Source organism: Leptolyngbya sp. BC1307, assembly GCF_002286735.1.
GTDB lineage: Bacteria > Cyanobacteriota > Cyanobacteriia > Phormidesmidales > Phormidesmidaceae > Phormidesmis.
This window is the reverse complement of record NZ_NRTA01000013.1, coordinates 90,201-111,722: the sequence shown is the minus strand read 5'-3', so window position 1 is coordinate 111,722 and position 21,522 is coordinate 90,201. Positions and strand designations below refer to the sequence as shown.

Here is a 21,522-nt window from a genome sequence, read left to right as displayed (position 1 = left end):
GAAGATACAATCATGACTAGTTTTTGTTGGGACGGGATCTATGATCTCATCCCTTTTTTCTTATTGGCAAGTCCTCCCACAACATCTGGATGCGCCCGAGTGTTCCCAAAATATCTTTTACACAGGCGCTGCCCCCAACCAGCAAATCGAGCCTGCTGTAGATTGGCTTTTAGAGAACAAAGGCAAAGAATTCTTCCTGGTCGGGTCTGACTATGTTTTTCCTCGTACCGCAAACAACATTATCAAAGAACAGCTCAAAGCCAAGGGCGGCACTACCGTCGGCGAAGATTACCTGCCTTTGGGAAATTCAGAAGTTACGCCGGTTATCAACAAGATAAAACAGGCCCTGCCCGATGGTGGCGTTATCTTTAACAGCTTAAATGGAGATAGTAACGTCGCCCTCTTCAAGCAAATGAAAAGCGCGGGTATGGGGCCAGATAAATACCCCGTGATGTCGGTGAGCATTGCCGAAGAAGAAGTCCGACAGATTGGCCCTGAGTTTTTGACTGGCCACTACGCGGCCTGGAACTACTTCCAAACGGTAGAGAGTCCTGAGAACGAGAAGTGGGTGAGTGACTTTAAGACTAAGTACGGTGAAGATCGCGTCACTAATGACCCGATGGAAGCGGCTTACATCATGGTATATCTGTGGGCGCAGGCGGTAGAAAAAGCAGGTACGACAGATATTCCGGCGGTGCGTGAAGCGGCTTATGGCCAAACTTTTGATGCGCCTGAAGGGACAGTGATCATGCAGCCTAACCACCACATCTCTAAGACAGTTCGGATTGGGGAAGTGCGCGACGATGGTCTCTTTGAGATTGTTTCATCGACTGATGGGCCGGTTGAACCTGTGCCCTGGAATCAGTACGTAGCCGATACCAAAGGCTATGCCTGTGACTGGGCTGATCCTGAGAAGGGTGGCAAGTACAAGACTGAGGGAACCTAGCTGCTGACGCTCACTGACGCAGATGTTCAATTAAGTTGCTGATGATTGGGCCGAAGGTTATCGAGACTTCCGGCCCTTTTTACTTGATGACGGCTGTTTGTAAGAAACAGCACCGGGGTCTATTTCGCTTAAAAGGGACGGAAACTACTGAAATGGATGTAAACGGCTTAATTACGACTGTATTCAACGGGATCAGTATCGGCACGGTGCTGCTGATCGTGGCGCTGGGGCTGGCGATTGTATTTGGCCTAATGGGCGTGATCAACTTGGCTCACGGCGAGCTGATGATGCTCGGTGCCTATACAACTTACGTGGTACAGATCGGCTTCAAGCAACTTGGCGAAAGCTGGCAGGGAGCCTACATTTGGGTGGCAATTCCGCTGGCTTTTGCGGTGGCGGCGCTGGTCGGGCTGGCGCTGGAGCGCGGGGTAATTCGCTTCTTGTACGGCAGGCCGCTGGAAACGTTGCTGGCGACGTGGGGGGTGAGTCTGATTTTGCGGCAGTTTGTGCGCAGCGTGAGCTGGTCGATGGTGGCGGGTTTGCTGATTTTTTGTGGATTGTTTTTTGGCGGCAAGTGGTTGCTGAGTCGCGCTGGGCTAGCTGCGGCTAGACAAAATTTGGCGAGTACGGTGCTGTTTATTTTGGCGGGGGCGATCGCCTGGACGCTCGGCAGCAGCCTCAACGACAACGCTCAGCTAGAGCGCCCCTGGTTCAGCACCCGTAATGTGGATGTGAGCGCGCCGCAGTGGCTACAGGGCAGCCTGCGGGTGACTGATTCGCTACAGTTTCCGATCTCCAGACTGTTTATTATTGTGCTGACGCTGGTTTGTTTGTTTGGCGTTTACTGGTTTTTGCAAAAATCGGCTTGGGGTCTGCGCATTCGTTCAGTGACTCAAAACCGTGACATGAGCGCTTGCTTGGGAATTCCGACTGCGCAGGTCGATGCGGTCACCTTTGCACTGGGTTCTGGCTTGGCTGGCGTGGCCGGATTTGCGGTAACGCTGCTGGGATCGGTCGGGCCAAACCTGGGCGTGAACTACATCGTCGATGCCTTTATGGTCGTCGTTGTCGGTGGAGTCGGCAACTTACTGGGCAGCGTGATTGCAGCGCTAGCCATCGGCATACTGACCTATTTACTGGGTTCGGGCACTGTGCCGCTGCTGCTAAGTTCTTACGAGAGCCTGCAGCCGGTGACGGATTTCTTCAACTTTTTTGCAACGACCAGTATGGCCAAGGTAATGGTGTTTGCCTTGATTATTGTGTTCTTACAGGCTCGTCCGGCGGGGCTATTTCCGCCTAAAGGCCGCTCGGCAGAGGTTTAAAATGTCAGGTGTTTTGACGAAATCTACAACAGATACAAAGGCCGGGCAGCGCCGCTGGGAGCTGCTGGCGGTGGCGGCGATCGCCCTCATCTTCATCTTCCTGGTACCGCTGATGATCTCCGGCTTCCGGCTGGGTCTGCTCAGTCGCTTTCTCTCGCTGGCGATTGTGGCCTTGGGGATCGACCTGATTTGGGGATTCACCGGGCTACTGAGCTTGGGGCACGGCATTTTCTTTGCCTTGGGCGGCTACGCCTTTGCGATGTACCTGCAGCTTCAGGGCATGGGCGATGCTATCCCTGACTTCTTTAGTCTGTATGGCGTTGCAGAACTGCCCTGGTTCTGGGAGCCGTTTTATTCTTTCCCGTTTACGCTGCTGGCGATTGTCCTGATCCCGAGCTTAATTGCGGGCGCGCTGGGCTATCTGGTCTTTCGCAATCGCATTCGCGGCGTTTACTTCTCGATTCTGACGCAGGCGGCGCTGGTTGTCTTTTTTAACTTTTTTAACGGTCAGCAGGAGCTGATCAACGGCACGAACGGACTGAAGACGAATACGGCGACGTTTTTGGGGATGTCGGTGGGGGGCGATCGCGCTCAGTTCTACTTCTACTGCACCACGGTCGTGATGCTGGCGCTGACTTACGCCCTCTGCCGCTGGCTCACGAGCGGACGCTTTGGCCGGATGCTGATCGCCATTCGCGACGACGAAAACCGGGTGCGGTTCTCCGGCTACGATCCGACTGCCTTTAAAGTGCTGGTGTTTGCGGTCTCTGGCGGCATTGCCGGGGTGGCGGGCGCACTTTACACGGTGCAGTCGGGGATTGTTTCCCCGCAGTACATGGACATTGCCTTCTCCATTGAGATGGTGATCTGGGTGGCGGTGGGCGGTCGCGGCACACTGATTGGGGCGATTATCGGGGCGCTGGCTGTGAACTGGGGCAGGGCGCTGCTGAGTGAAAGCTATCCTGAAATTTGGCTGTTTTTCCAGGGCGCGCTGTTTTTGATTGTGGTGACGGTGCTGCCGGATGGGATTATTGGCTGGCTGCGATATCGGGCGGCAGATCAGGTGCGGCTACTCCTGGGTAAACCCCGCCAAAGCGCGACCTATCCTCAGCTAGAAGTGGACGAAACCATTCGTCAGGAGGCAGAAATGTACGGTCAGTCTGCGGTCTCGCCGCCGGGTCAGGCCACTACGCCAGTCACCGATCCCGCCGCGACCCAACGTCCTAACTCGCAATTCATGGAGAAGCGTCACTATGACGACACAAGTGCCGAATAAGGAGACTACTACTGGTAAATCGGCTGCACCGCTGCTGAAAATTGAAGATGTCACCGTCAGCTTCGATGGCTTTAAGGCGATTAACGGGCTTAATTTTGCCATGGGCGGACAGGAACTGCGGGTAATTATTGGCCCGAATGGCGCTGGGAAGACCACCTTTTTGGACGTGATTACCGGCAAGGTACAGCCCACTGAAGGGCGGGCGCTGTTTAAGGGAAAAGATATTCGGTCAATGCCTGAACATGCGATCGCTCGCTTAGGCATTGGCCGCAAGTTTCAGACCCCTCGGGTGTATCTCAACCTTACGCCAAGAGAGAATTTAGAACTCTCCTGCGTGCGCACTAAAACCGTTTGGAACGCGCTGTTTTCACCGACGCCAAAGGCAGAAGCCCGCACCGTTGGCGGTCTGATCGAAACCATCGGACTGAGCGCCAAGGCGGATATTCCAGCGGCTTTGCTGTCTCACGGTGAAAAGCAGTGGCTAGAGATTGGCATGCTGGTGGCACAATCGCCGGATTTACTCCTGGTGGATGAGCCGGTGGCGGGGTTGACTGATGAAGAGACCGAGCGAACCGGTGAACTGCTGCTGTCGCTAGCTGAAAGTCACGGCGTAATTGTGATTGAGCACGATATGGAATTCGTCCGGCAAATTGCCCAGGAGCAGGTGACCGTCCTGCATGAAGGCAGCGTTCTCTGCGAAGGCTCAATGGATGACATCCAAAGCGATCCCCGCGTGATTAAGGTGTATCTGGGCGACCCCGATGCCATGTAAAACATTGATTAATTTGTGACTGTCTTATGATCCAAACCGATACTCCGCCTGCTGTTCCGCCTTCAGCCACCGCGCCGACGCTCAAAATCTCCAGCCTGAACGTTTATTACGGCGAAAGCCATATCTTGCGCGATGTCGATATGACGATCCCGGCTGGCAAAATGGTCTGCCTGATCGGTCGCAACGGCGTCGGCAAAACCACGCTGCTAAAAACGGTGATGGGACTGTTGCAGCCCCGCAGCGGCCAGATTGACTATCAGGGGCGATCGCTCCTCCCCTTGCGCACCAACCAGCGAGCCCGGCGCGGCATCAGCTACGTCCCTCAGGGCCGCGAAATCATCCCCCGGCTGACGGTCAAAGAGAACTTACTGATCGGTCTGGAGGCCAATGCCAAACGCTCAGGCAGCGCGACGATCCCCGACGATATTGTGCAGCTTTTCCCGGTGCTCAAGCAGATGTTTTCACGCATGGGCGGTGACCTGAGCGGCGGACAGCAGCAGCAGTTGGCGATCGCCCGCGCCCTGATGGGTCGCCCTCAGCTACTCGTACTTGATGAACCCACCGAAGGCATTCAGCCCTCGATCATTCTCGACATTGAAAACGCCGTGCGCCAGATCGTCGAGACCACAGGCGTATCTGTCTTACTCGTGGAGCAACACCTGCACTTTGCTCAGCAGGCTGACTACTACTACGCCATGCAAAAAGGCGGTATTGTCGCCTCCGGAGAAGCGAGCGAACTCAACGGTGACGTGATTCAGCGCTTCCTGGCGGTATAAAAAAATAAGTGGAAATTAAGTGGAAAAATAAAGTGCTGTAGATTACGGTTCAAGCGATCCTTTTGTAACAGTTTTGATGCTTTTATTAAGCCATTCTCTGTTTTTGTTAAGCCAACCCTCCCATTCTCTTCCTTGAGAGATAATAGAAGTCCACTTTTTGATACTCAGCATCTCTCCACGGCGTTATTTCTATGCGGTGGTTTTTCTATCCTTAGAAATTTTCTATAGAAAACTTTCCCGCGCGATGAGATGATCTTGAGTCGGCGACTGTCCCTCCCTCCTCCGGTTTCTTTGCGATGGCTCCTTCCCACCAAATTATCGACAGCCCCTCAAATCGCGCCACGACCGCACCGCCTCGGCAGGGTCTGTACGATCCGCAGCATGAGCATGACGCTTGCGGCGTAGGCTTTGTTGTGCAGATGAAGGGCCAGACTTCTCACGATATTGTTCAACAGGGCTTGACTATCCTGCTGAATCTCGATCACCGGGGCGCGGTTGGAGCCGAGCCGAACACGGGCGACGGCGCGGGCATTTTGCTGCAAATTCCGCATCGGTTTATGGTCAAAGCAGCGGCAGCAGAGGGGATCAAGCTGCCCGCAGCAGGGCAGTACGGTGTAGCGATGATTTTCGCAAGCCCGGACGCAGAGGCGCGGTCGCAAGGACGCAAAGCCTTTGAGCAGGTGACCGCTGAAGCAGGCTTAAAAGTGATGGGTTGGCGGGATGTGCCGACTGACAATGCTTCTCTGGGGCCGACCGCACAAGCGAGTGAACCCTTTATGCAGCAAGCCTTTATCGGGCGTGGCTCAGCGGTCGATGACGCTGCTGACGAACTGGCTTTCGAGCGCAAGCTGTACGTGGTGCGCAAGCGATCGCACAGTGCCATCCGAGGCGTCATCGGCAAGTACTGGTACGTCGCCAGCGTTTCCTGCCGGACGATTGTGTACAAAGGCATGCTGATGCCTGAGCAGGTAGAGAAGTACTACCTGGACTTGCAGAATCCCGATCTGGAGAGCGCTTTGGCCCTGGTGCATTCGCGCTTTAGTACGAATACCTTTCCGAGCTGGGAGCGATCGCACCCCTACCGCTACATCGCTCACAATGGCGAAATCAACACCCTGCGCGGCAATATCAACTGGATGACGGCGCGGCAGTCGATGTTTCACTCTGAGCAGTTTGGCGAAGATCTCGACCGGGCGAGACCGCTGATCAACATGGACGGCAGCGACTCGACCATTTTTGACAATACGCTAGAACTGCTGAGCTTGAGCGGGCGATCGCTCCCCCACGCCCTGATGATGATGGTGCCCGAGCCCTGGTCAGGTCACCAGTCAATGGACGCCCAGAAAAAAGCCTTTTACGAGTATCATTCCTGCCTAATTGAGCCGTGGGATGGCCCTGCTTCAATTGCCTTCACTGACGGCACTCAGATGGGAGCGGTACTCGATAGAAATGGTCTGCGCCCCGGTCGCTACTACGTGACTAAAGACGACCGGGTGATTATGGCATCTGAAGCGGGAGTACTGCCCGTACCGCCTGAAGATATTGTCAAAAAGGGCCGACTCGAACCGGGAAAAATGTTCCTGGTCGATACCCAAGCAGGGCGAATTATTCCCGATGAAGAGATTAAGCAACAGATTACAGCTGCCGAACCCTACCAGGAATGGCTCGATCAGTACCTGGTGACTTTGGATCACCTGCCTGCGCCTGAAGAAATAGTAACAGCCCCAACAGACGACGCGGTCACTCAGCGGCAGATGGCCTTTGGCTACACCTTTGAAGAACTGCGAATGCTGCTTTCGCCTATGGGCCAAAACGGCGTAGAAGCGATTGGTGCAATGGGCACCGATACGCCTTTGTCAGTGCTTTCTAACCGGCCCAAGCTGCTTTACAACTATTTTCAGCAGCTCTTTGCCCAGGTGACTAACCCGCCGATTGACTCTATTCGCGAGGAGATTATCACCTCAGCAACTACCACCATCGGCGCTGAGCGCAATCTGCTAGAGCCGGAGCCTCAGAGCTGCCATCTGCTCCAGCTCAAAACGCCGTTTATCACCGATGATGAGCTAGCTAAAATCAAGCACAATACCAAGTTTAAGACGGCTGTGCTGCCGATTTTGTTCGATCCGGATGCGGGTGAAGCGGGCTTGGCAGGCGCGATGGAAGCGCTGTGTTTAAAGGCAGATGAGGCGATCGCGGCCAACCACGAAATTTTGATCCTCTCCGACCGTGACATTGCTCAAAACCGTGCGCCGATTCCGGCCCTGCTCGCCGTTGCCGGACTGCACCACCACCTGATTCGCAACGGGTCGCGTACCCGCATCGGGATCGTGCTCGAATCGGGCGAACCGCGCGAGGTACATCACTTTGCCGTGCTGTTGGGCTACGGCTGCGGCGCAATTAATCCCTACATGGCCTTTGAGACATTCCAGCAGATGATCAACGAAAATCTGCTGCGCGGCATCGAGTACAAAACGGCTTGCAAAAACTACATCAAAGCGACCACTAAGGGCGTTACCAAAGTCGCCGCCAAAATCGGCATCTCGACACTGCAAAGCTACCGGGGCGCACAGATTTTTGAAGCGATCGGGCTCAATCAGTCGGTGATTGAAAAGTACTTTACCTGGACGGCTTCGCGCATTCAGGGCGTCGGGCTCGATGTGATTGCTAAAGAAGCGATTATGCGCCATCGTCATGCCTTCCCAGATCGGCCCACGACCAACACTCACAACGCGGCGACGCTCGACGTGGGCGGCGAGTATCAGTGGCGCAAAGACGGCGAGGCTCACCTGCTCAGCCCGCAGAGTATTCATACGCTGCAACAGGCAACGCGAGACGGCGACTATGCGCTATTCAAAAAGTATTCGGCGCTGGTCAATGAACAGGGCAAAAACTTCTTCCGACTGCGCGATCTGTTGGACTTTCAGCCACAGGCACCTATCCCAATCGAAGAGGTGGAGTCGGTCGAGGCGATCATGAGTCGCTTTAAGACTGGCGCGATGAGCTACGGATCGATTTCGCAGGAAGCGCATGAGACCCTGGCGATCGCCATGAACCGCATCGGCGGACGCTCTAATACCGGCGAAGGCGGCGAAGATCCGGCCCGCTACACCTGGACAAACGAACAGGGCGACTCGAAAAACAGCGCCATTAAACAGGTCGCATCCGGTCGCTTTGGGGTGAACAGTCTGTATCTCACTAAGGCAAAAGAGCTACAGATCAAAATGGCTCAGGGCGCTAAGCCGGGGGAGGGCGGACAGCTTCCCGGTAAAAAGGTGTATCCGTGGATTGCCAAGGTACGGAACTCTACACCTGGAGTCGGTTTAATCTCGCCGCCGCCGCACCACGACATTTACTCGATTGAAGATCTCGCTGAGCTGATTCACGACCTTAAAAATGCCAACCGGGAAGCCCGAGTCAGCGTTAAGCTAGTTTCCGAAGTCGGGGTGGGCACGATTGCTGCTGGCGTGGCCAAAGCTCATGCAGATGTGGTGCTAATTTCGGGCTTCGATGGGGGTACAGGCGCTTCGCCCCAGACTTCGATCAAGCACGCGGGCTTGCCCTGGGAACTGGGCCTGGCTGAGACGCATCAAACGCTGGTGCTGAACAACTTGCGCAGCCGGATTGTAATTGAGACCGATGGGCAGATGAAGACGGGGCGGGATGTCGCGATCGCCGCTCTCCTCGGCGCAGAAGAATTCGGCTTTTCTACCGCACCCTTAATCTCTTTGGGCTGCATTATGATGCGCGTGTGCCATCTCAACACCTGCCCGGTCGGTGTCGCCACCCAAAACCCCGAGCTGCGCAAACAGTTCAAAGGCGATCCGGCTCACGCGGTGAACTTCATGAAATTCATCGCCCAAGAAACCCGCGAGATTATGGCCGAACTCGGCTTCCGCTCACTCAATGAAATGGTCGGACGCACCGATGTCCTTGCTGCTAAAACGGCTGTAGATCACTGGAAGGCCAAAGGCATCGACCTCTCTGCGCTGCTCTATCAGCCGGAAGTCGGCCCGGAAGTGGGGCGCTACTGCACTGTGGCCCAAGACCACGGCCTAGACAAATCTCTCGACATGACTCAGCTCCTAGAGATTTGCCAGCCCGCCATTCAAAAAGGAGAACCCGTCAAAGCAACCTTGCCCATCAACAACATCCACCGCGTTGTCGGTACAATTGTCGGCAACGAAATTACCAAAAACCACGAACAGGGACTGCCCGAAGACACCGTGCATTTGCATTTTCAGGGCACCGCTGGTCAGAGCTTCGGCGCTTTCATACCCAAAGGAATGACCCTGGAGCTAGAAGGCGACGCCAACGACTACATTGGCAAAGGTCTCAGCGGCGGCAAGATTGTTCTCTACCCTGCCAAATCTTCTACCCTGGTAGCCGCAGACAACATCATTGCGGGTAACGTGGCTCTGTACGGAGCGACCGGCGGCGAAGCCTATATCAGCGGCATTGCCGGAGAACGCTTCTGCGTGCGCAACTCTGGCGCGACGGCAGTTGTCGAAGGCGTCGGCGACCACGGCTGCGAGTATATGACCGGTGGCAAAACCGTCATCTTGGGCCTCACCGGGCGCAACTTCGCAGCGGGCATGAGCGGTGGCGTTGCCTATGTGCTGGACGAAGCCGGAGACTTTGCGACTCGCTGCAATACCGAGATGGTGGACTTAGAGCGCATTGAAACCACGGGCGAAAGTCAGGAGCTGCGAGACATTGTTCAGCAACATGCGGACTGGACGGGGAGCGATCGCGCCAAATCTCTCCTAACCGACTGGGAAACCACCCTCCCCAAAATCGTCAAAGTCATGCCCCGCGACTACAAGCGCGTCCTACAACACATCCAAAAAGCCCTCGCCGACGGCCTCAGCAACGACGAAGCCATGTCTGCTGCATTTGAAGAAAACGCGCGAGATCTTGCACGTATTAGCGGTAGTTAGCGGGATAGGAGACAGAATGCAGAACACAGCAAACTGACTCCTGACTTCTGACTCCTGACTTCTGACTCCCCCTCCCCCTCTCTCCAACACCAAACCACCATGGGAAACCCAACCGGCTTCATCGACCACCTCCGCGAAGCACCTTCCGAAACCTCACCCAAAGACCGTATCCGCAATTGGAACGAATTCCACCTGCCCATGCCCGAAGAGAACCTGCAAACCCAGGGCTCTCGCTGCATGGACTGCGGCACCCCCTTCTGCCACACCGGTTCTCTGCTCAGCGGCATGGCCACCGGTTGCCCGGTCAACAACCTCATTCCTGAGTGGAATGACCTGGTATATAGAGGTCTCTGGCGAGAAGCACTAGACCGCCTGCACAAAACCAACAACTTTCCCGAATTCACCGGGCGCGTCTGTCCAGCCCCCTGCGAGGGCTCCTGCGTACTGGCCATCACCAGCCCGCCAGTGACGATTAAGAATATTGAGTACTCCATTATCGAAAAAGGCTGGCAGGAGGGCTGGATATCGCCTCAGCCACCTACCAAGCGCACCGGTAAAAAAGTGGCTGTCGTTGGTTCTGGGCCAGCGGGGTTAGCCGCCGCTGACCAGCTTAACAAGGCGGGGCATTGGGTGACGGTGTACGAACGGGCAGATCGTCCGGGCGGGCTGCTTACCTATGGCATTCCCAATATGAAGCTCGATAAGAATGACATCGTGCGCAGACGGCTCGACGTTTTGGAAGCTGAGGGAATTACCTTTGTATGCAACACCGAAGTGGGCAAAGACTTGTCTGCTGAAACGCTGGTGAATGACTTTGACTCGGTGATTTTGTGTACCGGGTCTACCCGTCCGCGCGATTTGCCGATCAAAGGGAGAGATCTCAAAGGCATTCACTTTGCCATGGAGTTTTTGACGGCGAATACTCAAGCCGTGCTGGATAAAAAGCCGGGTAAGAACTATATCTCAGCGGCGGGTAAAGATGTTGTAATTATCGGCGGTGGCGATACCGGTACAGACTGCGTGGGAACTTCGGTACGTCATGGCTGCAAGAGTATCAACCAGCTAGAGATTATGCCGAAGCCGCCGGAGGTGCGATCGCCCGCCAACCCCTGGCCCGAATGGCCCAAAATCTACCGGCTAGACTACGGCCAGGAAGAAGCCAAAGCCCTGTTTGGCGAAGATCCTCGCGGCTACGTGACGACTGCTACAAAGTTTGAAGACGACGGTAACGGCAATGTTACCGCAGTCCACACGGTAGAAGTACAGTGGGAGCGCGATGAGAACGGTCGCTTCACCCCAATTCACGTACCCGGTAGCGAAAAGCGAATCCCAGCGCAGCTCGTGCTACTGGCAATGGGCTTTTTGGGGCCAGAGCAGCCTTTGATCGATGCGTTGGGTCTAGAGCAAACTGAGCGTAGTAATGTGAAAGCTGAGCATGAGGAATACACAACAAGCTTGCCGGGTGTGTTTGCTGCTGGTGACTGTCGTCGGGGGCAGAGCCTAATTGTGTGGGCGATTAATGAAGGGCGTGGGGTGGCTCGGGAGTGCGATCGCTACCTCATGGGTACTACCGAACTCCCTTAATGCGCAGGCGTTGATGTCTGCTGCATCCGCCCCTATTAGAGGCTTGGCATGACTACTTTAACGCTTGAAACTGAACCGCTTGCCGTTTCTATCTCTGTAGATCATAAAAGGCTGACTGTTGATTTGGTTGATGGCCGTAGCTTGGTCATTCCCTTGGAGTGGTATCCGCGTCTCTTGCACGGTTCTTTAGATGAAAGGGGGAAGTGGCAACTATTGGGGGAGGGTTACGCGATTGAATGGCCCGACCTGGATGAGCATATTGGTATTGAAGGTCTGATAGCAGGTAGGCGCAGTCGCGAAAGCCAACGCTCTTTAGACAAGTGGCTATCTAGGCGACAGTTGAGCCAGCGATCTGACTAGACGGTTGAAAAGTGCGATCGCTACCTGATGGGCACCAGCAAAAATCCTTACTCGTTTAGGACTACCCCGGCGCTTAAGGGTGAAACGTTTAAAGCGGCGGGCGGCAAAGGATTTCAGCGGCCCTTCGAGTTGGCGACGCTCAGGCTGCGCAACATGACGGAAGTGCTGAGCCATTGGAAAACCTATGTGCCTGACGCGACTTATTTGACCTATCGCGGGGCGACTTTTTTGTTTGAGGCAGATGGAAGGCTGGTGTATGAGTGGCGCGATCGCAATATTCTCGGTTTTGCTGAAAATATGAGCGACCCACTATCCTTAATGGTGTGACGTTAGAGATGGTGCGCATTCCGGGCGGCGAATATCGCATGGGCGCGGCTAAAGATGAGGCGGGCGCGAGTGATGATGACTCTCATCAGCGCGAAGTGACGGTGCCCGAGTTTTGGCTGGGGAAATATACGGTTACTCAGGCCCAGTGGCAGGCGGCGGGCATTGTCAAAAAGGCGGAGCGAGACTCGCAGACTGATTTTGCCTATATGATATGGCACGGCAACGTCTGGGAATGGTGCTTAGACGGCTGGCACGATTTGAATAAAGACGCTTTTGCTAAAGACTGCGCCTGCCGACTGGCTAATCAGAAGAAGTCACTGCGCGGCGGCTCTTGTTTTTACCTGCCAACTAACTGCCGCTCTGCCTATAGTCTCAGCTACCCGTTTCACAGCAGGAGCGACGATATCGGTTTTCGGGTTGTTTGTCTGTCTCCTGATAGATCTGCGCTTCGTTCGTTGTGAGATGGTTCGCTTTTGGCGAAGGGCTGTTGAGTAAAGGCAAGTGTGATGAGTAATCGCTTGTTTTGATTAAGCGATCGCGCCTTCTACCCGCATGATTCCTGGTTTTGCTTGCACAACTGCTCATTTTGCTTGGACAATAGCTGGTCACGCTTGAACGATGGCTGGTTTTGACGGCGTTCAACGCATAGAAGATAGTCAATTGCTTTGCTGAGACTGTACTGATGCCAGTACCTGCTGAGTGTATGGATGGTCGGATAGCTCGCTCTGTCGTCCTGCTGCTACGACGGCTTCAATAAGCTGCAAAAAGTTGTTGATGCCTGTTTTGGTGTTGGGATGGTCGGGGCCGAGGCGATCGCGTAAGATAGCGATCGCCTGCACGTAGAGCGGTTCGGCCAGTTCGTAGCGACCTTGTCTCTCGTAGAGTCCAGCTAAATTATTGAGGCTAGTGGCGACATCGGGATGGTCTTCTCCCAGCAGCTTTCGCCTAAGCTCTAAGGCCTGCACATAAAGCAGTTCGGCCAGTTCGTAGCGGCCTTGACTGTCATAGAGTCTAGCTAAGCTATTGAGGCTGCTGGCGACCTTGGGATGGTTTTCACCTAGCAGCTTTCGCCTAAGCTCTAAGGCTTGCACACAAAGCGGTTCGGCCAGTTCATAGCGACCTTGATTGTTATAAAGATATGCTAAGTTATTGAGGCTAATGGCGACCTTGGGATGGTCTTCACCTAGCAGCTTTCGCCTAAGCTCTAAGGCCTGCACATAAAGCGGTTCGGCCAGTTCATAGCGACCTTGACTGTTGTAAAGGTAGGCTAAGTTATTGAGACTGTTGGCGACAGCAGGATGGTCTTCGCCGAGGAGCTTTCGCCTGAGTTCTAAGGCTTGCTTATACAGCGGTTCAGTCAGTTCGTAGCGGCCTTGATTGTTATAGAGTCTAGCTAAGTTATTAAGGCTGGTGGCAACAGCAGGATGGGCTTCACCGAGGAGCTTCCGCCTGAGTTCTAAGGCTTGCTTATACAGCGGTTCGGCCAGTTCATAGCGACCTTGATTGTTGTAAAGGTAGGCTAAGTTATTGAGACTGTTGGCGACAGCAGGATGGTCTTCGCCAAGGAGCTTTCGCCTGAGTTCTAAGGCTTGCTTATACAGCGGTTCAGTCAGTTCGTAGCGGCCTTGACTGTTGTAGAGTCTAGCTAAGCTATTGAAGCTAACGGCGACATCGGGATGGTCTTCACCGAGGAGCTTTCGCCTGAGTTCTAAGGCTTTTACAAAAAGTGGTTCGGCCAGTTCATAGCGGCCTTGGGTGCGATAGAGTTCAGCTAGGTTATTAAGGCTAGTGGCAACATCGGAATGGTCTTCGCCCAGTAGCTGACGCCGCAGCGCTAGGGCTTGCTCGTACAGCGGTTCGGCCTGCTCATAGCGCCCTTGACTCTCGTAAACTCGTGCTAGCCAGTCTAAACTGCTAGCGTAGTCCTCCGAGGGATCTGAAGATTCCAACAGTCGAACCGCTGTCTCTAAATGCGATGTTGCTTGTTCAATCTCTGTTTCATATTCCTGCGCGGCCCCTTGATCCAATCGATTTGCATAGGCTTTGCCTGCCTGTAAGTGCAGGCTTGCGAGCATCGGACTATTAGGCGACTTAGCGATTGTATCCTTTATGAGCGCTTCCAGGTCTGCAACCGGCAGCGTATTGCCGACTTCCTCTGGAAAAGTGAATGAGAAGTCTCCTAGATGAGGCAGATCCTCAGTGGGTATGGCGCTGCGCTTGGGTGAGGCGAATCGCACGACATCTCGTCGCCAGCTCCAAAAGTCGGGGGCTTTGCGGCTGAGCTGTTCTTGCATTTGGTAGGTCACCCACAGCACAATGGCAAAGGGAAAGTCGGTTAAGCCTTCGCGTGTCCACTGTAAATAGCCAAAAAAGGTCTCTTGTTCAGAGCGCTCTTGGCCCAACCTCAGCCCGAGTAGCTGATCGCTCCCCACAATCGTCATCACCGCTTGTCCGCCCTGCTGCAAGTACTCATCGCTCTTTACTTGCTCCGTTAGCAGCGCCTTTAAGCTCGGTTCGGTGCGATTTAGCGTTAGCTGGTAGTGGCGAAAGTCGGGCGAAAGTGCCTGTTCGTAGCGTTTGATAATCTCTCTTCTCAGCTGGCTATCGTCGCACACGGCAATGAAGAGGCCTAGCCGCCTGCCGCCGGTTTCGATGGCGACTAGCAGGTCATCTAGCGCGTCTTGATTTTCAGCAGAGAGGGTGGCTTCAGCCATCTATCATCTCCTTTAGCTTCAGCAGGTCGGTGACTACCGGGTGCAGGTCGTACCAGATCTGTCCATTGCGATATTCTAAAATGTGTAGCGCGTGCAGCAGGTCTAAAAACGCCTGATCCTTGGGGTCTTCTGGCTCAAAGCTGTTGTAAGTGGTCTGCAATATCTGGTAGTCGGCTTTGCCTAGCGGTGCTTCAAAGTCTAGCCGCATGTCTTGCACGGCCTGGTCAAAGATGGCCCGATCTATCGTAATCGCTTCAGCATTTTCTGCCCGCCGAATCTTCCGCAGACAAATGCGGCAGCACTTATTCGCCAGCCGAATCAGCTCTCGCAAGACGCCGCCGCTTTTTAAGACAATTGCTTCGGCAATCTCTGGCTCCATTAGCTCGGGCGCAATGCGTTTGTTTAGCACCTGGCACAGCTTTAGCCGATTATCTTCAATCGGTACCGGCTGATCTGTTCGCGCGGCGACTTTGCCATACAGCTTTGCTACCGGCATCTCGACAATCTGGTCGTCGGTTTCGGTGATCATCATCGCTCGCAAAGTCGCATCTCGCAGCGAGGCCACTGGTGTTGTATAAATAATCCGAAATCCGGGCAAGAACAACGCCTTAATGTGTTCTCGGTAGACCTCTCGCACGGTTGCTAAGTCCAATTTATCGAGATCGTCGATGATGACTAAAATTTGCTTGTCGGTAGCGTTCTCTATGGCGGCAGCGATCGCATTAATCTTCTCTACCAGCTCAGATACCTTGCACTCAAACTCTCGCTTTAGCTCATTGCGTACCGTCGCCTCGGCCTTTAGCTTGTTTTGAATAATCGAAAACAGATTAAAGCCAGCGCTACCTTCGGTACCCAGCTTAGTTTCAATCGTTTGCGTCTTCTCAGCGAACCAATCTATAAACGCCTGCCGCAGCGACGCGGGAATTTTGATGGCTTCTTCTTCTGCTTTTGCCATCAGGTTGACGGCGATCGCAAACAAGATATTGATATGGTTAACATCCGACATCTCAATGGTGTCGGCAATGGAGAAAAACACCACAAAGAAGTTGCCCCGCTCGCACTTGCGGCCAAACTCGGCTAAGAGGGTAGACTTGCCGCAGCCGCGATGCCCGGCAAAGATGGTTTTGCGATCGCGGCTGTCGTCATCTTCTATCAGTTGCTCTAGCTCGGCCAGCACATTTGCGCCATACTCTACGCGGAACGCTGCGAGTTCTTTGGGATTGCGCAGCGGCAGCAAATCTAAGTTGACATACGCCCTTTGAAAGGCTTCGAGCCGAGTAGCCATAGTCATGCGGGGAGGGGTAAACCGAGATGGATGCGGGCAAGCAGCCTTACATTACACCTATTTTCCCTAATGTGGCTCAGTTTGGGCAAAGCGGCTAGTGATCAGGCCCATACTAAAGGGCGATCGGACTTTTGCGACGGGCAAACCTGAGGGACTTGTGCTGAATCACTGTGTTGGCTTTGGCGAGCCTGATTGCATTGCGCTTAACGCACACATATTTGGCGTAAGTAGTCTTGCATTCCGGTTCCCCTTGGCAAGGGGAACCAACGGAGGGGTCTCGGTGTGTAGCGGGCTTGTCGAGACCCCTCCCTTGCGGTTCCCCTTGGTAAGGGGAACCAGTTTTGTGGGTTCGTTTGTCGTTAGCGCGGGTTGGGGCTGCGTGACTTTACGGGTATATGGCGGCTGTGCGGCTGAGTTGCTCGGAGATATCTGTGATTACACAGCGATCGCGCTGTGCTTTTTCCCTGGCTTTGGGGGCATTGTGACTGTAGTCGGCTGGCTGGCGCTGTGAGGTGTGGCAAGCTGCCGCTGTTTTTTTATCAATGCTATATTTTTTTGGAGTTTGACTGATGGTGCGACCTAAGAAGAAGTCTACTGTTTTGCCGCTGGCCGAAAAGCGGGTGTCTGGGATGAAGTCTATTGATGCCAAGCTCGATTTGGGCGGCGGCTGTTCTGTGGCGGCGATTGAGGCGCAGATTTTGGAGGTGCGTCAAAAGCTGGGGGCGTATAATACGCTGCTCTCTAAGGTAGATGCGGCGGCTAACGATTTGCAAAGGTCTGAAAAGCTGCTGACTGGTCTGTCGCAAAAGGTGCTGTTGGGCGTTGCGGTGAAATATGACAAAGAGAGCAATGAATATGAGATGGTGGGCGGTGTGCGCCCGAGTGAAAGACGGCGATCGCCCCGCCAAACGGCTAAGCCTACAGCCGTATAGCGCATAGACAGCGCGATCGCCCTGAAAGCGAGGCTGATTGCACTGGGTTTAGCGTGCTAACCCCCTACGCCCACCGCCAATTTTCGTAGGGGCTCAGCACTGCTGCGCCCAGTGCAATGCTATTGACGCGCAGTTTCCCTAGTGGGCGGATGGGGGTTGGGCTGATTGCCGGGTGATGGCGTCTCTCAAAACAGCGGTTTTCACTGGCGGAGCCGCCGAGCTTGGTTTTTCTTAGTAATTGCTGAGTACCGTAACCCGCTAGATAGCAGAAACATAGACAGTCGCTTTACTGAGACTGCACTGACTCGATAAAATGCTGAGTCGCTGGATGGTCAGATAGCTCGCCCTGCCGTCCGACTTGCACTACTGCCGCAATGAACTGCACAAAGTTATTTACTACCGCTTGCGTATTAGGATGCTCCTGTCCCAGCTGCTCCATCAGAATAGAAATTGCCTGTAAGTACAGAGATTCAGTCTGCTCATAGTGTCCTTGACTCTCGTAAAGTGTGGCTAAGTTGTTGAGGCTGCTAGCGACATCGGGATGGTCTTCACCTAGCAGCTTGCGCCTCAGCGCTAGGGCTTGCACGTACAACGGTTCAGCCTGCTCGTAGCGCCCTTGACTATAACAAAGGAACGCTAAGTTGTTGAGCCCGCCAGCGACATCGGGATGGTCTTCACCCAGTAGCTTGCGTCTCAGCGCCAGGGTTTGCACAAAGAGCGGTTCGGCCTGCTCATAGCGCCCTTGACTATAACAAAGGAACGCTAAGTTGTTAAGGCTAGTGGCAACATCGGGATGGTCTTCACCCAGTAGCTTGCGGCGCAGCGCTAGGGCTTGCACAAAGAGCGGTTCGGCCTGCTCATAGCACCCTCGACTGTAGTAAAGTGCGGCTAAGTTGTTAATACTAGCGGCGACATCGGGATGATCTTCGCCCAACAGTTTTCGCCTTAGCGTTAAGGCTTGCACGTACGGCGGTTCGGCCTGATCATAGTGCCCTTGGCTCTCGTAAAGTGCGGCTAAGTTATTGATGCTAGTGGCCACATCGGGATGGTTCTCGCCCAGTAGCTTACGACTTAGCGTTAAAGCTTTTACACACAACAGTTTAGCCTGCTCATAGCGCCCTTGACTTTTGTAAAGTGCGGCTAAGTTGTTGAGGCTATTGGCGACATCGAGATGGTCTTCACCCAGTAGCTTGCGCCTCAGCGCTAAGGCTTGCTCGTACAGGGGTTCGGCCTGATCATAGTGCCCTTGCCTCTCGTAAAGGAGCGCTAAGTTATTGAGGCTATTGGCGACATCGAGATGGTCTTCACCCAGTAGCTTGCGACTCAGTGCCACGGCTTGAATAAGCAGCGGTTCGGCCTGCTCATAGCGTCCTTGACTTCTGTATAGGTCAGCTAAGTTGTTGAGGCTGTTGGCGACATTAAGATGGTCTTCGCCCAGTAGCTGACGCCGCAGCGCTAGGGCTTGAATAAGCAGCGGTTCGGCCTGCTCATAACGCCCTTGACTTTTGTAAAGTGCGGCTAAGTTGTTGAGGCTAGTGGCGACATCGGGATGGTCTTCGCCCAGTAGCTTGCGCCTCAGCGCCAAGGCTTGCACATATAGCGGTCGGGCCTGCTCATAGCGCCCTTGACATCTGTATAGTGCGGCTAAGTTGTTAAGGCTAGTGGCGACATCGGGATGGTCTTCGCCAAAGCGATTTTGTGTAGCTTTTAAGCATTCTTCGTACCAGGGCTCGGCTTGCGTGTAGGCTCCTTGCCCCTCATAGGATCGAGCCATTGCAACAAAGGGCCAAGCTAGCTCATTATCCTCATCACCTAGCCACTCGTGCCAGCTTGTTGCAGCCTCTGCTACGTGGGGCATGACAGGTGTTAGCTTCAGCAGCAAATCGCGGGTCGGCAAATCGGGTATCTGCTGTCCTATCGCCACCATCCTTTTGCAATACGCTCTTTTAACCTCGTCTGCATCTTCCCGCTGAGCTAGCTTTACCTGAAAATATTCCCGCACGAGCTGGTGGAGCTGGTAACTTCCGGCCCCCAGCCTTTGCAGCAAGCTCAAATTCACCAGCGCATCCCGCCCTTCTTCCCAGTCTTCTCTCTCAGCCTCTGCTACCGGCGACTCTGCTGTCTCCCAAGGAATGGGAGCGAGGGCAAACAGGCTCAGCCAGCAGGCAATTTGCTGCGCCTCATCATCTACTAGCTGCCAGCTCAGCTCAAAGGCCGCAATCACCCCTCGCTCTGCTGTCATTCCCTCGTATGTATTTTGCAGTGCCCGCGCTTCTGTCCGCTGTGCCTCTAACCGCTCTAATAAAACCGCAAAAGAAACCTCCCGCTGCCGAAGGTACTGCCCCACCAACTCCAACCCCAGCGGCAAATACCCCACCCATTTGCAAATCGCCCGCGCCGTCTCCAGCTCTGCCTCAGTCCGCTCCGCCCCGACAATCTGCCGCAGCAACTCCAGCGCCGCCGCCTCAGTCAACACGCCAATGGGAAACGGCTGCACCGTCACCGCTAACTGCTGCTGCCGTGTCGTCATCAATAGGCAAAAGCGCTCTGCCTGCGGGGGCAACACCTCAGCCACTCGCGCATAGTCAGTCACATCGTCATACACCACCAGCACCCGCTCCGCCCCCGGCCAATGGCTCCAGCAGTAGGCCACCTGCGCATTCAGCGCCAAATCTTGCGGCGGATCGAGGTGCAATTTCTCAACGGCAAACTCCACAATCTGCGAGGCCACGTCCAAATCTCGCACCCGTAGCCAGCAAACGCCCCCCGGATACGCCGTTTTATATTGCAGGGCATACTGCCGCGCCAGCTCCGTCTTGCCAACCCCGCCCATCCCCTGAATAGCGGTAATCGCCACCGCGTTACCCTCTGCCAGTTGCTCATGCAGCGCCTTTAGCGGCTCATCTCGCCCTACAAAAGTGTCGCTACCGCGCGGCACATTGCTCAGCTCGCCCGTCCGCTCTGGCTTTGGGGTAGACAGTGCTTGATATATATTTGTCTGGTTGAGCGTAGTGCCATCCCCGATGCTGATCTGGCTGTTATCGGCTCGTTCTACCGTAATGCTCTGCTGAGCAGGCAAAAGCTTAGCGGCTGCTAAAATATCCGTCAGCGAATGAGCCAATGCTGCCTCCCGCTCCATTAGCGCCGTCAGCTCTGCTTGCAATACCTGCTGCCGGGCCTCACTCTCCGGCTGGCTAACCCACTGTTCAAGCGCTGCCTGAGCCGCCTGGCTATCCTTCTTCGTAAAAATCTCTTGATACAGCGCCTTTGCCGTATCGTAAGCATCCGATCCTGCTCTCTTAATTGCCCCCTCGCCCAGCCCGTTTAGGAGTCTGGGTACGAAAGGAGCGATCGCCAAAACGACCGCTTCACCAATTTGGTCAATAGGAGGAACCATACTGCATCAGAAAGGGCTGATTTCTTCCTTAATACAGTACAGCAGGGGTCAAGTCAGCATCAGCTCTTCACTAAAAGCTCAAGGTCAGGGCGATCGCCAAAATGCCACACCGGTTTTGGCGGATAACATTGCACTGGGTATACCTATTTAGCACAAGCAGCCTTTCATTTCGGTTCCCCTTGGTAAGGGGAACCCGGTTGCAAAGGTTTGAGGTTGTTGCGGTGAGATGCTGAGGCTACGCATGTTTGTCTTTACTTTTTGCGCAGCCTAGCCGCAGGTTTAGGGCTATCAGCAAAATAGGCCGCATGATTGATCCTTTTAACACCTGTTTAGGAAGGGGAGCGAGTAGAGAGCTTAAACTATTTCTCCTTTAGAGAGATAACTTTCTCATGAATAATTTGGATAACGCCGTCGAGATTTTGGTAAATTTCTACATTGGTGAATCTTAAGAACTGAACGCCCAGGCTTTCAATGAAACTCTGACGGATTCTGTCGTTTTCTTCAGGCTCAGTGCCCGCATGAGTGGGGCCATCTACCTCTATAGCCAGCTTTAGCTGAGGACAATAAAAGTCAAGAACAAATCGTTCAACACCATACTGTCTGCGAAACTTGGTATCTCCAATCTGCTGCCGACGAATCCTCTGCCACAGCAGTATTTCTGCATTAGGTGCCGAGTTGCGTAGCATCTGGCGCTTATCTTTGTCTGATTGCCTGTTATAAATTTTGGTCATAGCTACGTTTTTCTGCGCTGAGAAAGCCAAGCCTCACCGCCTTTGAGACTCATGCTCATAGTTCCCAGGCCACGCCAACCCGCCTCTAAGCTTAAATCCGACCTGACTACCCCCCCCTTAAAAAGGAATGCACAATCCAGCACAAACAGCCACTCATCTTGGT

The 21,522-nt window shown here is 54.2% G+C and carries 14 protein-coding genes and 2 pseudogenes; 12 read left to right on the top strand and 4 right to left on the bottom strand.

What is annotated here, in order from left to right:
* Window positions 1-97: 97 nt before the first annotated feature.
* The 10 genes and pseudogenes from CKL79_RS10015 to CKL79_RS09970 all read left to right on the top strand — a co-directional run.
* A pseudogene (locus CKL79_RS10015) lies at window positions 98-946 on the top strand (transporter substrate-binding protein); the annotation flags it as partial.
* Window positions 947-1,098: 152 nt separating this feature from the next.
* The gene (locus CKL79_RS10010) at window positions 1,099-2,268 is read left to right on the top strand and encodes an urea ABC transporter permease subunit UrtB (RefSeq protein ID WP_121969449.1); all 1,170 of its coding nucleotides are present in this window, start codon (window positions 1,099-1,101) and stop codon (window positions 2,266-2,268) included.
* Between the two features lies 1 nt (window position 2,269).
* Entirely contained in the window at window positions 2,270-3,544 is a 1,275-nt protein-coding gene (gene urtC / locus CKL79_RS10005) for an urea ABC transporter permease subunit UrtC (protein ID WP_121969435.1), read from the top strand.
* Complete coding sequence (urtD, locus tag CKL79_RS10000) at window positions 3,522-4,316, top strand: urea ABC transporter ATP-binding protein UrtD (RefSeq protein WP_121969434.1); 795 nt, start codon at window positions 3,522-3,524, stop codon at window positions 4,314-4,316. The genes urtC and urtD overlap by 23 nt, the downstream gene beginning before the upstream one ends.
* Window positions 4,317-4,342: 26 nt before the next feature.
* On the top strand, window positions 4,343-5,092 hold the full coding sequence (gene urtE / locus CKL79_RS09995) for an urea ABC transporter ATP-binding subunit UrtE (protein WP_121969433.1): 750 nt from the start codon (window positions 4,343-4,345) through the stop codon (window positions 5,090-5,092).
* A 296-nt stretch (window positions 5,093-5,388) separates the two neighbouring features.
* Window positions 5,389-10,029, top strand: coding sequence for a glutamate synthase large subunit (gltB, locus tag CKL79_RS09990; RefSeq protein ID WP_121969432.1), 4,641 nt, complete (start codon window positions 5,389-5,391; stop codon window positions 10,027-10,029).
* 99 nt (window positions 10,030-10,128) lie between these two features.
* Window positions 10,129-11,613, top strand: a complete 1,485-nt coding sequence (gltD, locus tag CKL79_RS09985) for a glutamate synthase small subunit (RefSeq protein WP_121969431.1) — start codon at window positions 10,129-10,131, stop codon at window positions 11,611-11,613.
* A 48-nt stretch (window positions 11,614-11,661) separates the two neighbouring features.
* Window positions 11,662-11,973 carry a DUF2442 domain-containing protein gene (locus CKL79_RS09980; RefSeq protein WP_121969430.1) on the top strand — a complete coding sequence of 104 codons (312 nt, stop codon included), beginning with the start codon at window positions 11,662-11,664 and terminating at the stop codon, window positions 11,971-11,973.
* 66 nt (window positions 11,974-12,039) lie between these two features.
* Window positions 12,040-12,300 (top strand): annotated as a pseudogene (locus tag CKL79_RS09975) (AhpC/TSA family protein); the annotation flags it as partial.
* On the top strand, window positions 12,297-12,761 hold the full coding sequence (locus CKL79_RS09970) for an SUMF1/EgtB/PvdO family nonheme iron enzyme (protein WP_141242188.1): 465 nt from the start codon (window positions 12,297-12,299) through the stop codon (window positions 12,759-12,761). The pseudogene CKL79_RS09975 and the gene CKL79_RS09970, both read left to right, overlap by 4 nt.
* A gap of 195 nt (window positions 12,762-12,956) precedes the next feature.
* Here CKL79_RS09970 and CKL79_RS09965 read toward each other — a convergent pair whose 3' ends face one another.
* Both CKL79_RS09965 and CKL79_RS09960 read right to left on the bottom strand, forming a co-directional pair.
* Entirely contained in the window at window positions 12,957-15,014 is a 2,058-nt protein-coding gene (locus CKL79_RS09965; RefSeq protein WP_121969428.1) for a tetratricopeptide repeat protein, read from the bottom strand.
* Window positions 15,007-16,299 (bottom strand): P-loop NTPase fold protein, encoded by a 1,293-nt coding sequence (locus tag CKL79_RS09960; protein WP_121969448.1) that lies wholly within the window; start codon window positions 16,297-16,299, stop codon window positions 15,007-15,009. Before CKL79_RS09960 ends, CKL79_RS09965 begins: the two co-directional genes overlap by 8 nt.
* 343 nt (window positions 16,300-16,642) lie before the next feature.
* On the opposite strand from CKL79_RS09960, the gene CKL79_RS23165 reads away from it, so the two are divergent.
* Together CKL79_RS23165 and CKL79_RS09955 are read left to right on the top strand one after the other, a co-directional pair.
* The gene (locus tag CKL79_RS23165) at window positions 16,643-16,810 is read left to right on the top strand and encodes a hypothetical protein (RefSeq protein ID WP_170944022.1); all 168 of its coding nucleotides are present in this window, start codon (window positions 16,643-16,645) and stop codon (window positions 16,808-16,810) included.
* A gap of 58 nt (window positions 16,811-16,868) precedes the next feature.
* Entirely contained in the window at window positions 16,869-17,231 is a 363-nt protein-coding gene (locus CKL79_RS09955) for a hypothetical protein (RefSeq protein ID WP_121969427.1), read from the top strand.
* Window positions 17,232-17,517: 286 nt separating this feature from the next.
* On the opposite strand, the gene CKL79_RS09950 is transcribed toward CKL79_RS09955, so the two are convergent.
* Both CKL79_RS09950 and CKL79_RS09945 read right to left on the bottom strand, forming a co-directional pair.
* Entirely contained in the window at window positions 17,518-20,628 is a 3,111-nt protein-coding gene (locus CKL79_RS09950; RefSeq protein WP_205879048.1) for a tetratricopeptide repeat protein, read from the bottom strand.
* 359 nt (window positions 20,629-20,987) lie between these two features.
* Window positions 20,988-21,359: an endonuclease domain-containing protein gene (locus tag CKL79_RS09945; protein WP_121969426.1), complete on the bottom strand. Its 372-nt coding sequence runs from the start codon at window positions 21,357-21,359 to the stop codon at window positions 20,988-20,990.
* Window positions 21,360-21,522 lie beyond the last annotated feature (163 nt).

Excerpts from the sequence above, each read along its gene's own strand:
- CKL79_RS10010 (WP_121969449.1), top strand. The coding sequence starts at position 1,099 with ATGGATGTAAACGGCTTAATTACGACTGTATTCAACGGGATCAGTATC.
- urtC (WP_121969435.1), top strand. The coding sequence starts at position 2,270 with ATGTCAGGTGTTTTGACGAAATCTACAACAGATACAAAGGCCGGGCAG.
- urtD (WP_121969434.1), top strand. The coding sequence starts at position 3,522 with ATGACGACACAAGTGCCGAATAAGGAGACTACTACTGGTAAATCGGCT.
- urtE (WP_121969433.1), top strand. The coding sequence starts at position 4,343 with ATGATCCAAACCGATACTCCGCCTGCTGTTCCGCCTTCAGCCACCGCG.
- gltB (WP_121969432.1), top strand. The coding sequence starts at position 5,389 with ATGGCTCCTTCCCACCAAATTATCGACAGCCCCTCAAATCGCGCCACG.
- gltD (WP_121969431.1), top strand. The coding sequence starts at position 10,129 with ATGGGAAACCCAACCGGCTTCATCGACCACCTCCGCGAAGCACCTTCC.
- CKL79_RS09980 (WP_121969430.1), top strand. The coding sequence starts at position 11,662 with ATGACTACTTTAACGCTTGAAACTGAACCGCTTGCCGTTTCTATCTCT.
- CKL79_RS09965 (WP_121969428.1), bottom strand. The coding sequence starts at position 15,014 with ATGGCTGAAGCCACCCTCTCTGCTGAAAATCAAGACGCGCTAGATGAC.
- CKL79_RS09960 (WP_121969448.1), bottom strand. The coding sequence starts at position 16,299 with ATGGCTACTCGGCTCGAAGCCTTTCAAAGGGCGTATGTCAACTTAGAT.
- CKL79_RS09955 (WP_121969427.1), top strand. The coding sequence starts at position 16,869 with ATGGTGCGACCTAAGAAGAAGTCTACTGTTTTGCCGCTGGCCGAAAAG.
- CKL79_RS09950 (WP_205879048.1), bottom strand. The coding sequence starts at position 20,628 with ATGGTTCCTCCTATTGACCAAATTGGTGAAGCGGTCGTTTTGGCGATC.
- CKL79_RS09945 (WP_121969426.1), bottom strand. The coding sequence starts at position 21,359 with ATGACCAAAATTTATAACAGGCAATCAGACAAAGATAAGCGCCAGATG.